12 protein-coding genes are annotated in these 13,369 nt (G+C 57.0%); 6 read left to right on the top strand and 6 right to left on the bottom strand.

Annotated elements, in window-relative coordinates; translation table 11 throughout:
* Positions 1–633 carry a CDP-alcohol phosphatidyltransferase family protein gene (locus tag ABLV08_RS15105; RefSeq protein WP_032711857.1) on the bottom strand — a complete coding sequence of 211 codons (633 nt, stop codon included), beginning with the start codon at positions 631–633 and terminating at the stop codon, positions 1–3.
* Positions 634–733: 100 nt separating this feature from the next.
* On the opposite strand from ABLV08_RS15105, the gene ABLV08_RS15110 reads away from it, so the two are divergent.
* Together ABLV08_RS15110 and gdhA are read left to right on the top strand one after the other, a co-directional pair.
* A complete protein-coding gene (locus ABLV08_RS15110; RefSeq protein WP_015366162.1) occupies positions 734–1,132 on the top strand; it encodes a pyrimidine (deoxy)nucleoside triphosphate diphosphatase in 399 nt (132 codons plus the stop codon).
* A 191-nt stretch (positions 1,133–1,323) separates the two neighbouring features.
* Positions 1,324–2,667 carry an NADP-specific glutamate dehydrogenase gene (gene gdhA, locus ABLV08_RS15115; protein ID WP_015705776.1) on the top strand — a complete coding sequence of 448 codons (1,344 nt, stop codon included), beginning with the start codon at positions 1,324–1,326 and terminating at the stop codon, positions 2,665–2,667.
* Between the two features lie 43 nt (positions 2,668–2,710).
* On the opposite strand, the gene ABLV08_RS15120 is transcribed toward gdhA, so the two are convergent.
* The 4 genes from ABLV08_RS15120 to selD form a co-directional block, all read right to left on the bottom strand.
* A complete protein-coding gene (locus tag ABLV08_RS15120) occupies positions 2,711–3,688 on the bottom strand; it encodes an NAD(P)H-quinone oxidoreductase (protein WP_348855997.1) in 978 nt (325 codons plus the stop codon).
* A 23-nt stretch (positions 3,689–3,711) separates the two neighbouring features.
* Complete coding sequence (hchA, locus tag ABLV08_RS15125; protein ID WP_045363726.1) at positions 3,712–4,563, bottom strand: glyoxalase III HchA; 852 nt, start codon at positions 4,561–4,563, stop codon at positions 3,712–3,714.
* A 153-nt stretch (positions 4,564–4,716) separates the two neighbouring features.
* On the bottom strand, positions 4,717–6,666 hold the full coding sequence (locus tag ABLV08_RS15130) for a DNA topoisomerase III (protein ID WP_015705779.1): 1,950 nt from the start codon (positions 6,664–6,666) through the stop codon (positions 4,717–4,719).
* 4 nt (positions 6,667–6,670) lie between these two features.
* Positions 6,671–7,714, bottom strand: a complete 1,044-nt coding sequence (gene selD, locus ABLV08_RS15135; RefSeq protein WP_348855999.1) for a selenide, water dikinase SelD — start codon at positions 7,712–7,714, stop codon at positions 6,671–6,673.
* Positions 7,715–7,940: 226 nt separating this feature from the next.
* On the opposite strand from selD, the gene phoC reads away from it, so the two are divergent.
* Positions 7,941–8,687: an acid phosphatase PhoC gene (gene phoC, locus ABLV08_RS15140; RefSeq protein ID WP_015705781.1), complete on the top strand. Its 747-nt coding sequence runs from the start codon at positions 7,941–7,943 to the stop codon at positions 8,685–8,687.
* A 114-nt stretch (positions 8,688–8,801) separates the two neighbouring features.
* On the opposite strand, the gene ABLV08_RS15145 is transcribed toward phoC, so the two are convergent.
* Positions 8,802–9,353, bottom strand: coding sequence for an NAD(P)H nitroreductase (locus tag ABLV08_RS15145; protein ID WP_015366154.1), 552 nt, complete (start codon positions 9,351–9,353; stop codon positions 8,802–8,804).
* Positions 9,354–9,517: 164 nt separating this feature from the next.
* On the opposite strand from ABLV08_RS15145, the gene sppA reads away from it, so the two are divergent.
* The 3 genes from sppA to pncA all read left to right on the top strand — a co-directional run bounded on the left by sppA (position 9,518) and on the right by pncA (position 13,180).
* Complete coding sequence (gene sppA / locus ABLV08_RS15150; RefSeq protein WP_015366153.1) at positions 9,518–11,371, top strand: signal peptide peptidase SppA; 1,854 nt, start codon at positions 9,518–9,520, stop codon at positions 11,369–11,371.
* Positions 11,372–11,511: 140 nt separating this feature from the next.
* A complete protein-coding gene (gene ansA, locus ABLV08_RS15155; protein ID WP_015366152.1) occupies positions 11,512–12,528 on the top strand; it encodes an asparaginase in 1,017 nt (338 codons plus the stop codon).
* A gap of 10 nt (positions 12,529–12,538) precedes the next feature.
* Positions 12,539–13,180, top strand: a complete 642-nt coding sequence (pncA, locus tag ABLV08_RS15160) for a bifunctional nicotinamidase/pyrazinamidase (RefSeq protein ID WP_262830877.1) — start codon at positions 12,539–12,541, stop codon at positions 13,178–13,180.
* The last annotated feature ends 189 nt before the right edge of the window (positions 13,181–13,369 follow it).

Here is a 13,369-nt window from a genome sequence, read left to right on the forward strand (position 1 = left end):
CTACTGAGGGAGGTTGTGGCTTTGCGCCTCCCTCAGCGTCAGGTAGCCGCTCCAGATACGGGTGAAGGTCGTCAGCCAGCATAACGCGCCGAAACACCACGCCAGCCAGGTGAAGTGCGCCGGAAACAGGCAACACAGCACAAATAGCAGGATTGTCTCCGTTCCTTCAGTCAACCCGCCAAGATAATAAAATGATTTATGCGCATAGCCCGGATTGGCAATTTGATGCTTTGCCGCGAGGGTCGCAAACGCCAGGAAACTGCTGCCGGTGCCGATAAACGCAAACAGCAGCCAGCCGCCCGCCAGCGCATTTTGCGCCGGGTCGGCAACAATAAAACCGAACGGCACCAGTGCGTAAAACAAAAAATCGAGCGAGATATCCAGAAATCCGCCGGCGTCGCTGAGGCCGCGCCGCCGCGCCAGCGCGCCATCCAGGCCATCCAGCAACCGGTTCAGCACAATGGCCGCCAGCGCGGCGCCGTACCAGCCGAGCGCCAGAAACGGCAGCGCCAGCACGCCGATAGCAAAACCGAAAAGCGTCAGGCCGTCAGGGGAGATCCCCGGACGATCGAGCACGCGGGCGATGGCATTCAGTACGGGCTTCAATCGGGGATGCAGGCGGCTATCAAGCACGGTGACGCTCCATCAGGCTAAAAGGTTGTCGGGACAGGGGAAAGACGGAGATAATACGCCATTATAAGCAAGGCCGGTATTTGAATGATTCAGGACAACTATGCAAAAAATCATTGATGTTGTCGCCGCGATTATCGAACGCGACGGTAAAATCCTGCTGGCGCAGCGCCCGCCGCATGCCGATCAGCCAGGGCTGTGGGAGTTCGCCGGCGGCAAAGTCGAACATGGCGAAAGCCAGCCGCAGGCGTTAGCGCGCGAACTGGAAGAGGAGTTGGCTATCGTTGCGAGGCCAACCCGCTATATCGCCAGCCATCAACGGGAAGTCTCCGGACGTTTGATCCACCTGCATGCCTGGTGGATTGGCGAGTTTAGCGGTGAACCGGTCGCTCATTACCATAGCGAACTGCGCTGGTGTACGCCGTCGCAAGCATTAGAATTTGATCTGGCGCCAGCGGATATTCCTCTGCTGAATGCCTTTATCGCTCAACAGGCAGGTTAGTTTCTTCCCCCCATCTTCGGCCTGGGTCATCGTTTTTAGTTATGACCCTTGTCGGATTATAAATTTTTCTCCGCGCTCAATTTTTCCTTGTCAGCCTAACTATTTCCGGTGTTATAGTCGGAAAATCGGCTTTTTCAAGGCCGTGTATAAAAAATAACAAGCAACCACAACCGTAAGGGGAAATTACATCTATGGATCAGGCGTGTACTCTGGAAAGTTTTCTCGCCCGCGTTCAACAGCGCGACCCGCATCAAACTGAATTCGCCCAAGCCGTCCGCGAAGTGATGACCACTCTGTGGCCGTTCCTTGAACAGAATCCGCGCTATCGTCAGCTCAATTTGCTGGAACGCCTGGTCGAACCGGAGCGCGTCATCCAGTTCCGCGTCGTCTGGGTTGACGATCGCAATCAGGTTCAGGTTAACCGCGCCTGGCGCGTGCAGTTCAACTCCGCGATTGGCCCGTACAAAGGCGGCATGCGCTTCCACCCGTCGGTCAACCTGTCGATCCTTAAGTTCCTGGGCTTCGAACAGACCTTCAAAAACGCCCTCACCACGCTGCCGATGGGCGGCGGTAAAGGCGGCAGCGATTTCGACCCGAAAGGTAAAAGCGACGGCGAAGTGATGCGCTTCTGCCAGGCCTTGATGACGGAACTGTATCGTCACCTCGGCCCGGACACTGACGTTCCGGCGGGCGACATCGGCGTTGGCGGCCGCGAAGTCGGCTTTATGGCCGGCATGATGCGCAAGCTTTCCAACAATAGCGCCTGCGTCTTCACCGGCAAAGGTCTCTCCTTCGGCGGCAGTCTCATCCGCCCGGAGGCTACCGGTTACGGTCTGGTTTACTTTACAGAAGCGATGCTCAAGCGCCACGGCCTGGGCTTCGAAGGGATGCGCGTCGCGGTATCCGGATCCGGCAACGTGGCGCAGTTCGCCATTGAGAAAGCCATGGAATTCGGCGCGCGCGTCATTACCGCTTCCGATTCCAACGGTACGGTGGTAGACGAAGCCGGCTTCACTAAAGAAAAACTGGCCCGTCTGATCGACATTAAAGAGCGCAGCCACGGTCGCGTTGCCGACTACGCACGCGAATTCGGTCTAACCTACCTCGAAGGCCAGCAGCCGTGGTCAGTGCCGGTAGATATTGCGCTGCCGTGTGCGACCCAGAACGAACTGGACGTCGATGCCGCGCAAATGCTGATCGCCAATGGCGTTAAAGCGGTTGCCGAAGGCGCCAACATGCCCACCACCATTGCCGCCACCGATCTATTCCTCGATGCTGGCGTGCTGTTCGCGCCGGGCAAAGCTGCCAACGCCGGCGGTGTCGCCACATCCGGCCTTGAAATGGCGCAGAACGCCGCGCGTATGGGCTGGAAAGCGGAGAAAGTGGATGCGCGTCTGCATCACATCATGCTGGATATTCACCACGCCTGCGTCGAGTACGGCGGTGAAGAGAAGCAGACCAACTACGTCCGCGGCGCCAATATCGCCGGCTTCGTCAAGGTCGCTGACGCCATGCTGGCGCAGGGTGTGATTTAATCTGTGTCTTTATCCCCGACGCCCGACGTCGGGGATATCAACGCTACTCCATGGTAATCACCACTTTCCCCAGGTGATTACCGCTATCGAGGCAGGCATGCGCCTGCGCGATTTCAGCCATCGGATAGCTGGCGTAAATCAGCGGTTTACATTTACCCTGCGACAGCAATGGCCAGACATGGTGCTGTAGCGCCTGAGCGATCTGCCTTTTTTCTTCCGCGCTTCGTCCGCGCATCGTTGAACCGGTCACGGTCGCGCGCTTGAGCATCAAGGTTTGAATATCAACATCATGGGCGATTCGCCCGCCCATAAAGCCGATAATCACCAGCCGCCCATCTCGCTTCAGTAGTTCCAGATTACGATTAAAATAGGGGCCACCCACGATATCGAGAATAACGTCGACGCCTTTACCATCGGTCAGTTGATTGATTTTCTCGGCGAAATCATCGGTTTTGTAATTGATAGCCGTGGCAAAAGGACGCAACGCCGCCACTTTTTCTTCCTGCCCAACGGTGGTATAGACTTTCATACCTAACTCATGACACAGCAGGATCGCCGTTGTCCCGATGCCGCTGGCCCCGCCGTGAATCAGCACGCTTTCATGAGGTTGCGCCCTGCCCAGCTGAAACAGGTTGGCCCACACGGTAAAGAAAGTTTCAGGTATCGCCGCCGCTTCGCTAAAACTCAGCCCAGGCGGTATTGGCAACGTTTGCCCCGCCGGTACCGCGCAATACTCCGCATAGCCGCCACCGTTGGTCAGGGCGCAAACCTTATCGCCGGGATGAAAATCCGTCACCTGCGCTCCTACCGCCACAACCACTCCAGCGACTTCCAGCCCCGGTATCGGCGTTACCCCTTCCGGCATCGGATAAACGCCCTGCCGCTGTAAGATATCCGGCCGATTGACGCCAGCGGCTTTCACCTGGATCAGGACGTCGTTATCACCAACCGAAGGGATGTCGCCTTCACCAATCTGAAGAACCTCCGGGCCGCCCGGGTGACTAATTGAGATATATTTCACTGCTCCCCCTCATCAGATTGCTGTTACTTTGCATATTCGTCGAGCAACGCTTTTGCCGCCAGTTGACCGAGCGCATTTGCCGCAAAAGGACTGTCCCCGGTCAGCACTTTACGATCCTGATGCACACGACCTTTAATATCGCTGTTTACGATTTCCAGCCCCATCGCTTTCAGCGCTTCGCCAAAATACCAGGTCAGGTGACCTGGCATATAGCCGATATCCGGCGTTTGTTTATCGGCGGCATCCGGAAACGCGCAAATGGCATAACCGTTTAACGGATTCTTCCCATGACGTAATGCGAGAAACGCCGCCGGGCCGTGACAGAGCGAAATCACAAACCGATCGTGCCGCAGCGCCCAGCGCAGCGTTTCGGCGACGGCTTCGCTCTCCGGCAGGCCGATAAGCGCACCGTGGCCACCGGGAATAAATACCGCCGCATAGTCGCTATCAGCCCCCAATTGCCCCACAACATCTGAAAGCGCCAGCGGCTGGCGGAACTGCGGCAGATAACGCTCGAAGAACGGCATAATCTTTTGGTCTTCGCGCGGCATCGCCCAGTATTCGAACTTGACCATTTGCCCGGAGAGCGTCGCAATATCAAAATCGAAACCTGCGGCGTGCAGATGGTACATCGGCAGCAGCGTCTCTACCGGATGATTACCGGTCGAAAAGAGCGTGCCGTTATCGGTAGGCAGGTAACGTTCATCGGCGGCGATAACCAGCACTTTCCGCCGCCCGCGATACCCTGAAGCATAATCAGCGCCGCTGAGATCGGACACTGGGCTGGTAAACTGACTAAGGGAGTAGGCTGAAGGGAAAAAAGCATTCTCTTCAGCGTGGTCAACTTGCGGTTGTTTACTGATTTGTTCGCTCATCATCTTTTCCTTTTTATCCCTTCTTTAACATCAATAACCCTATTTTAGAGCAGGGAGGCAGAAATGATATGTGGGAAAACCCTCATCCGGGTTAAGCGCCCTCAGGCGGAAGTGCGTTTTAGCTAAGCCCCTCGTGGCGAGGGGCGAAGAAAATTATTGCGGACTTTCCGGCGCGATGTCCGCCTCCGGCTTTTTCCCTTTCGGCTTGCCTTTCCCTTTACTAAACGACTTTTTCGCTCCGCCTGGCGCGACCAGCCCGCGGAACTGGCGCACCGGCGTGCTCCGCGCCTGATCGATAAGCTGGAACAGCGTCCCCACCAGCGGCTGCATAAAGTCCTGATAGCGGCACTGTTTTTCGCTGATTTGCGTCAATACCGATTCCCAGTGGGCGGTCATATCCGGGCGCGCGGCCATTTCCGGCAGAGAATGGATTAGCGCCCGACCGGCATCCGATGAGTGGATATAGCGCCCCTTTTTATTCAGGAAACCGCGCTTAAACAGCAGCTCAATAATCCCGGCGCGGGTCGCTTCCGTCCCCAGACCGTCGGTTGCGCGGAGGATCTTTTTCAGTTCTTTATCCTGCACAAAGCGGGCAATACCGGTCATCGCCGACAGTAACGTCGCGTCGGTAAAGTGGCGCGGCGGCTGGGTTTGTCGCTCCACCACTTCACCTTTTTCGCACAATAGCTCATCGCCTTTGGCGACCACCGGCAGCGGCGTACCGTCGTTCTCTTCGTCGCGCTCTTTGTTACCAAGCAGCGCGCGCCAGCCCGCTTCGGCGAGGAAGCGCGCCTTGGCGACAAATTTGCCGTTAGCAATATCAAGGTCAATCTGGCACTTGCGGAACACCGCATCCGGGCAGAACTGCATCAGATACTGACGAGCGATCAGGTTGTATACCTTCTCTTCGTTATCGTTGAGCTTGACCTGACTGCTGCGCGCGGTCGGGATAATGGCGTGGTGCGCATCGACCTTTTTATCATCCCAACAGCGGTTGCGGATCTCCGGATCCATCACCGGTTGCGGCAGCAGATCCGGCGCATGGACGCTAATCGCATTCAGTACCGCATGGCGGCCGGCAAAATGTTCCTCCGGCAGGTAGCGGCTATCCGAGCGCGGATAGGTAATCAGTTTGTGGGTCTCATACAGCTTCTGGCAGATATCCAGCACGTTCTGGGCGCTGAAGCCGAAACGTTTGGCCGCTTCGATCTGTAACGCCGACAGTGAAAACGGTAGCGGCGCCGGTTCGGAATCGCGCTTATCGTTATAGCCGGTCACGATTGCCGGCTGGCCTTCAATGCGTTTAACCACATGCTCGGCCAGCGGGCGATGCAGTAAACGCCCCTCTTCATCCTGATAGGGTTCGCAGGCTTCGCTCGGCACCCAGGTGGCGATAAACCGCTCGTCTTGCGGCGTGACAATATGCGCTTTGACGTCAAAGAAATCTTTGGCGACGAAGTTCTCGATCTCTTCATCGCGACGCACCACCAGCCCCAACACCGGCGTCTGTACGCGACCAACCGACAACACTCCCTGATAGCCGGCATTACGCCCGAGAATGGTGTAGGCGCGGGTCATGTTGATGCCATACAGCCAGTCGGCGCGAGCGCGGGCCAGCGCCGACACGCACAGCGGGACAAACTCGCTATTCGCGCGCAGGCGGTTAATCGCCCGCTCAACCGCCTGTGGGTTGAGGTCGTTAATCAGGCAACGCTGCACCTGCTGGCGCTTTTCCGGCGCCAGCTGCAGGTAGTCCAGCACCTCATCGACCAGCAGTTGCCCTTCTCTATCCGGGTCGCCCGCGTGAACCACTTCCTGCGCCTCGCCAAGCAGGCGCTTGATGACGTTCAGCTGTTTCGTGACCGACGGTTTTGGTTGCAGTTGCCACTTTTCCGGAACGATAGGTAGATCGAGCAGGTTCCAGCGCGCGTAGCGTCCGTCGTAAACATCCGGCTGCGCCTGCTCCAGCAGGTGACCGATACACCAGGTGACCACCTGCCCGTTGCCGCACTCAATAAAGCCATCGCCTTTGCGATGCGGTTTCGGCAACACATCGGCGATAGCGCGACCGAGACTCGGTTTTTCTGCAATAAACAACCGCATCTAATCAACGGATCTCGATCATTGGACGCCCGCCGCGGGCGGTGACCAGCTCGCCAATGGCGGCAAGCTTAATGCCAAATTCCGCGGTAGCGGCCTGGACTTCGGCTTCGGCTTCCGGCGTGACCGCCAGCAGCAGGCCGCCGGAAGTTTGCGGATCGCACAGCAGATCGCGCCATTCCGCCGGCATCTCGCCCATCAAATGACCGTAGCTGGCAAAGTTGCGTCCGGTGCCGCCCGGCACCGCTCCGGCGGCAATGTAAGCTTCAACGCCCGGGAGTTTAGGGATATCGGCGTAGTTTAGTTGCGCCTGAACGCCCGCGCCGCGGCAGACTTCGCTGAGATGCCCCAGCAGGCCGAAACCGGTGACGTCGGTCATCGCTTTTACCCCTTCGATATTGGCAAATGCGGCGCCGGCAAGGTTCATCTGGCACATGGTTTCCGTCGCCAGCCCTTGATGTTCCGGCTTCAGCAACGATTTCTTCTCGGCGGTAGTCAGCACGCCAATACCCAGTGGTTTGGTCAGATACAGCTTGCAGCCCGCCTGCGCGGTGCTGTTTTTCTTGATACGTTCGGTTGGCACCACGCCAGTCACCGCGAGCCCGAAAATCGGTTCCGGCGCATCGATGGAGTGACCGCCCGCCAGCGCAATCCCGGCCTGCTGGCAGGCAAAACGCCCGCCTTCAACCACTTCGCGAGCAATCTCCGGCGCCAGCGTGTTGATTGGCCAGCCAAGTATCGCAATCGCCATAATCGGTTTGCCGCCCATGGCGAAAATGTCGCTGATGGCGTTAGTCGCCGCGATACGGCCAAAATCAAAAGGATTATCGACGATCGGCATGAAAAAATCGGTGGTGCTGATGATCGACGTCCCGTTACCCAGATCGTAGACCGCCGCATCGTCGCTGGTTTCGTTGCCGACAAGCAGGTTCGGGTCGACAAACTTCGCCTGCTCGCTATGCAGAATGGTTTCCAGCACTTTAGGGGAAATTTTACAACCGCAACCGGCTCCGTGGCTGTATTGCGTTAAACGAATAGCTTGCTCGCTCATGGACATCTCCTGTCATTGCAATCCCGCTATGGTAGCGCCCAAACGGCAAGGTGATAAGTGCGACAGTCCGAAATCGCGAGTGGTTGCTCATTAAGCAGACAAATATGCGTTTTTGCGATACCGAACAATTTTTTCAACGCCATTTTAACTTTTACTTACAGATGACAAAAATGTGACTAAAAACAAAACCATTGTTCTGGACATATAACACCGTAAGGAAATGTAGATGAAAAAGCGCGTTCTCGCCCTCTGCCTCGCCAGCCTGTTTTCCGTTAACGCTTTCGCGCTGGTCCCTGCCGGCAATGATGCGACCACCAAACCGGATCTCTATTATCTGAAAAATGCACAGGCCATCGATAGCCTGGCGCTGTTGCCGCCGCCGCCGGAAGTTGGCAGCATCGCATTTTTAAACGATCAGGCGATGTATGAGAAAGGACGGCTGCTGCGCAATACCGAACGCGGCAAGCTGGCGGCTGAAGATGCTAACCTGAGCGCCGGCGGCGTCGCGAATGCCTTCTCCAGCGCTTTTGGTTCGCCCATCACCGAAAAAGACGCGCCGCAGTTACATAAGCTGCTGACAAATATGATTGAGGATGCCGGCGATCTGGCCACCCGCAGCGCGAAAGAGAAATATATGCGCATTCGCCCGTTTGCGTTCTACGGCGTTTCAACCTGTAACACTACCGAGCAGGACAAGCTGTCGAAAAACGGATCTTACCCTTCCGGTCATACCTCTATCGGTTGGGCAACCGCGCTAGTACTGGCGGAGATCAATCCGCAGCGGCAAAACGAAATTCTCAAACGCGGCTATGAGTTGGGCGAAAGCCGGGTTATCTGCGGCTATCATTGGCAGAGCGACGTCGATGCAGCGCGGATAGTCGGCTCGGCGGTGGTGGCGACCCTGCATACCAACCCGGCCTTCCAACAGCAGTTGCAGAAAGCAAAGGATGAATTCGCCAAAACGCAGAAGTAACGTCATCGCCGTTGAACTCCCGGAGGCGGCGCGCTGCGCCTTCTCCGGGCTACTAAATCGCACAGCGCTGTAGCCCCGGTAAGCGGCCGCGCCACCGGCGTAACAAGCACTGACTCAGAAGCGCGTGACGAACGGCGCGGTATCCGGACGCGTAAACGTGGTTGATGCTTTTAACTGCGGCGTGCCAAGGTAGAGGAAACCGACAATTTTGTCCTGTTCGCGGCAGCCAAAGCCTTCGCGGACAACCGGACTCTCGGTTAACGCACCGCTACGCCAGATACCGTTATAGCCCTGAGCCACTGCGGCCATTTGCATCGCCATCACCGCACATCCCGCGGACATCTCCTGTTCCCACAGCGGTACCTTCGGATGTTCTTCGCAGCGTGCGACTACCGCGATAATCAACGGCGCACGGAACGGCGCATTACGTGCTTTTTCAATGGCTTTTTCATCCTGCCCGGCGGCCATCGCCCCTTTTTCCAGCAGTTGGCTAAAGCGTTCGCGGCCATCATCGGCAATAATAAAGAACCGCCACGGTTGTAACGTGCCGTGATCCGGCGCACGCATCCCCGCGTGAAGGATATTTTCCAGCTGTTCACCAGCCGGAGCCGGATCGGTCAGGCGCGACGCGCTGCGGCGATTTACCAGTAGTTCGAGAGCATCCATCTGTGTAACTCCTGTGATGTCATTTTGCATAAAATTAACATGCGCATGGATTTTGTTACAGCCCGATGGGTGATTCCTGCTGACAAGCGTCGGCACTCTCTTTAGGATAGCCAGACGCGGCAGCCCCTGCGGCTGACCCATCATCAAAATATTAGGGAGAATACATGCGAACCCTTTGGCGATTTCTTGCCGGATTTTTTAAATGGACATGGCGAATACTCAATTTCATTCGCCAATTCGCGCTGAACCTGGTGTTCCTGGTGTTAGTGCTGATTTGCGTCGGCATCTGGGCACAGTTTAGCAGCAGCACCGCGGAACATACCGCACGCGGCGCGCTGCTGATGGACATCACCGGCGTGGTCGTTGATAAGCCTTCCGCCAGCAGCAAGCTCGGGGTCATTGGCCGCCAGCTGTTCGGCGCCAGTTCCGATCGTCTGCAGGAGAACTCGCTGTTCGATATCGTACAGACGATTCGCCAGGCGAAAGACGACCGTAATATCACCGGTATCGTACTGGATCTGAAAAACTTCGTCGGCGGCGATCAGCCCTCGATGCAGTATATCGGTAAAGCGCTACGCGAGTTCCGCGACAGCGGTAAACCGGTATATGCCGTAGGTAGCAGCTACACCCAGGGGCAATACTATCTGGCGAGTTTCGCCAATAAAATTTGGCTCTCGCCGCAGGGTGAAGTCGACCTGCACGGCTTTGCCACCAACGGCCTGTATTACAAGTCGCTGCTGGATAAACTGAAAGTCTCGACCCATGTTTTCCGCGTCGGTACTTACAAATCCGCCGTCGAGCCGTTTATTCGCGACGACATGTCGCCGGCTGCGCGTGAAGCGGACAGCCGTTGGATCGGCGAACTGTGGCAGAACTATCTCAACACCATTGCCGCTAACCGCCAGATCACCGCGCAGCAGCTGTTCCCCGGTGCTCAGGGCGTGATCGACGGCCTGCGTAAAGTTGATGGCGATACCGCGAAATACGCGCTGGATAACAAGCTGGTCGACGAGCTGGCCACCTCGACGGAAGTGGAAAAAGCGCTGACTAAGCAGTTTGGCTGGAGCAAAGCGGATAACAACTATCGCGCCATCAGCTACTACGATTACAACGTCAAAGCGCCTGCTGAACAGGGTTCAGCGGTAGCGGTTATCTTTGCGAACGGTGCCATCATGGATGGTGAAGAAACGCCGGGTAACGTCGGCGGCGACACCACCGCGGCGCAAATCCGCGACGCGCGTCTGGATCCGAAAGTGAAAGCGATCGTTCTGCGCGTCAACAGTCCTGGCGGCAGCGTCAGCGCCTCGGAGGTCATCCGCGAAGAACTGGCGGCGGCTAAAGCGGCGGGTAAACCGGTGGTGGTCTCAATGGGCGGCATGGCGGCATCCGGCGGTTACTGGATCTCCACCCCTGCGGATTACATCGTGGCGAACCCGAGCACCCTTACCGGCTCCATCGGTATCTTCGGCGTGATTAACACGGTGGAAAATACGCTCGGTTCGATTGGCGTTCATACCGATGGCGTCGCCACTTCGCCACTGGCCGATGTCTCAACCACCAAATCGCTACCGCCGGAAGTGCAGCAGTTAATACAGCTGAGCATCGAAAATGGCTATAAGCGCTTTATCACCCTGGTGGCTAATGCGCGTAAGAGCACGCCGGAGAAGATTGACCAAATCGCACAAGGCCATGTCTGGACCGGTGAAGACGCCAAAGCCAATGGTCTGGTAGATAGCCTCGGCGATTTCGACGATGCGGTGGCGAAAGCCGCGGAGCTGGCGAAACTGAAGCAATGGCATATCACCTGGTATCAGGAAGAACCGACGTTCTTTGCGATGGTGATGGATAGTCTGACCGGTTCGGTGCGCGCTGCTCTGCCGGCCGCGATTCAGGCATACCTGCCTGCGCCGGTTGCGGCAGCCGCGGACGTTGTGAAAACGGAAAGCGATAAACTGGCGGCATTTAACGATCCGCAGAACCGCTATGCCTTCTGTCTGACCTGCGCCAATATTCGTTAATTCCCCGTCTGCCCCCACCGTGGGGCAGCGTTTCAACGACATTAAATTCAAGCGCTTCTCTGCAACTCCCAGGGTTAGCGCTTTATTTTTTTGCCTGCCACTTTATACTGCGCCTGTTCACGTCCAACCTAAGCGATGCTATGCAAAAGAAATCGATTTACGTTGCCTACACCGGTGGGACCATCGGTATGCAGCGCTCCGATCACGGTTATATCCCCGTTTCCGGCCACCTGCAGCGCCAGCTGGCGCTAATGCCCGAGTTCCACCGCCCGGAGATGCCGGACTTCACTATTCATGAATATGCGCCGTTGATGGACTCGTCTGATATGACGCCGGAAGACTGGCAGCATATCGCTGACGACATTCGCGACCACTACGACCAGTACGATGGTTTTGTTATCCTGCACGGCACCGATACCATGGCCTTCACCGCTTCGGCGCTGTCGTTCATGCTGGAGAACTTAGGTAAGCCGGTCATTGTGACAGGGTCACAAATCCCACTAGCCGAGCTGCGTTCCGATGGGCAAATCAATTTGCTCAATGCGCTGTATGTCGCCGCCAACTACCCGATCAATGAAGTTTCTCTATTCTTCAATAATCGTCTGTATCGCGGCAACCGCACGACCAAGGCCCACGCAGACGGTTTTGATGCCTTTGCTTCGCCAAACCTGGCGCCGCTGCTGGAAGCCGGCATCCATATCCGCCGTCTCGGTACCCCGCCCGCGCCGCACGGAAAGGGCGAGCTGATCGTCCACCCCATTACGCCGCAGCCTATCGGCGTGGTCACTATCTATCCTGGGATTTCTGCCGATGTGGTGCGTAATTTCCTGCGTCAGCCGGTGAAAGCGCTGATCCTGCGCTCCTATGGCGTAGGCAATGCGCCGCAGAACGGCGAGTTTATTCAGGTCCTGGCGGAAGCCAGCCAGCGCGGTATTGTGGTGGTGAACCTGACGCAATGCATGTCGGGTAAGGTGAATATGGGTGGCTATGCCACCGGCAACGCGCTGGCGCAGGCCGGAGTCATTAGTGGTTTTGATATGACCGTGGAAGCGACGCTGACAAAGCTACACTATCTGCTCAGTCAGAACCTTGATGGTGCGGCCATTCGAAACGCCATGCAGCAAAACCTGCGCGGCGAGCTGACCCCCGATGAATAAGGAACATGCTATGAGCCACCGCGCGCTGCTATTGGTCGACCTGCAAAACGATTTCTGCGCTGGCGGCGCACTCGCCGTCCCCGAAGGCGACAGCACCATTGATATCGCAAATCAGCTGATCGACTGGAGCCTGGCGCGCGGCGACGCCATCATCGCAAGCCAGGACTGGCATCCGGCCAACCATGGTAGCTTTGCCAGTCAGCATCAGGCGGAACCCTATGCCCAGGGCGAGCTTGATGGCCTGCCGCAGACTTTCTGGCCCGATCACTGCGTGCAGCATAGCGATGGCGCCGCGCTGCAGCCGCTACTCAAACAGCAGGCTATTAACGCCGTGTTTCATAAAGGGCAAAATCCGGTAATCGACAGCTACAGCGCGTTTTTCGACAACGGTCACCGGCAGAAAACCGAATTGGATGGCTGGCTGCGCGCGCACGGCGTGACGGAGCTGAACATTCTCGGCCTCGCGACGGATTACTGCGTTAAGTTTACCGTGCTTGATGCGCTGGATTTGGGCTACACCGTCAACGTGATCACCGACGGCTGTCGCGGCGTCAACCTGCAGCCGCAGGACAGCGCCGTTGCCTTTATGGAAATGGCCGCCGCCGGAGCTACGCTCTACACCCTTGATGACTGGCTGGAAACCCAGCCCTGACCTCACGCCCGGCGCACCTCACGCCGGGCGGTATTTACCGCCTCGTTGACCTCGATAAATTGAGCTGTCTCGCAGTTTCCCCGGATAAGGGCTGATACTGTGGACAGGCTGTTTTTTCGCCACGCCATCTCCGTGGCGTGTGCTTATTTATACCCTAAATAATTCAAGTTGTAGAAAGGCGGCAAGGGC

It is taken from the genome of Klebsiella sp. CN_Kp088 (genome assembly GCF_040064335.1).
In the GTDB taxonomy this organism is placed as follows: Bacteria; Pseudomonadota; Gammaproteobacteria; order Enterobacterales; family Enterobacteriaceae; genus Klebsiella; species Klebsiella aerogenes.

What these genes read in the sequence shown, in the direction of transcription:
- ansA (WP_015366152.1), top strand. Translation starts at nt 11,512, where the DNA reads ATGCAAAAGAAATCGATTTACGTTGCCTACACCGGTGGGACCATCGGT.
- sppA (WP_015366153.1), top strand. Translation starts at nt 9,518, where the DNA reads ATGCGAACCCTTTGGCGATTTCTTGCCGGATTTTTTAAATGGACATGG.
- hchA (WP_045363726.1), bottom strand. Translation starts at nt 4,563, where the DNA reads ATGAGCGAACAAATCAGTAAACAACCGCAAGTTGACCACGCTGAAGAG.
- gdhA (WP_015705776.1), top strand. Translation starts at nt 1,324, where the DNA reads ATGGATCAGGCGTGTACTCTGGAAAGTTTTCTCGCCCGCGTTCAACAG.
- ABLV08_RS15145 (WP_015366154.1), bottom strand. Translation starts at nt 9,353, where the DNA reads ATGGATGCTCTCGAACTACTGGTAAATCGCCGCAGCGCGTCGCGCCTG.
- ABLV08_RS15110 (WP_015366162.1), top strand. Translation starts at nt 734, where the DNA reads ATGCAAAAAATCATTGATGTTGTCGCCGCGATTATCGAACGCGACGGT.
- ABLV08_RS15130 (WP_015705779.1), bottom strand. Translation starts at nt 6,666, where the DNA reads ATGCGGTTGTTTATTGCAGAAAAACCGAGTCTCGGTCGCGCTATCGCC.
- phoC (WP_015705781.1), top strand. Translation starts at nt 7,941, where the DNA reads ATGAAAAAGCGCGTTCTCGCCCTCTGCCTCGCCAGCCTGTTTTCCGTT.
- pncA (WP_262830877.1), top strand. Translation starts at nt 12,539, where the DNA reads ATGAGCCACCGCGCGCTGCTATTGGTCGACCTGCAAAACGATTTCTGC.
- selD (WP_348855999.1), bottom strand. Translation starts at nt 7,714, where the DNA reads ATGAGCGAGCAAGCTATTCGTTTAACGCAATACAGCCACGGAGCCGGT.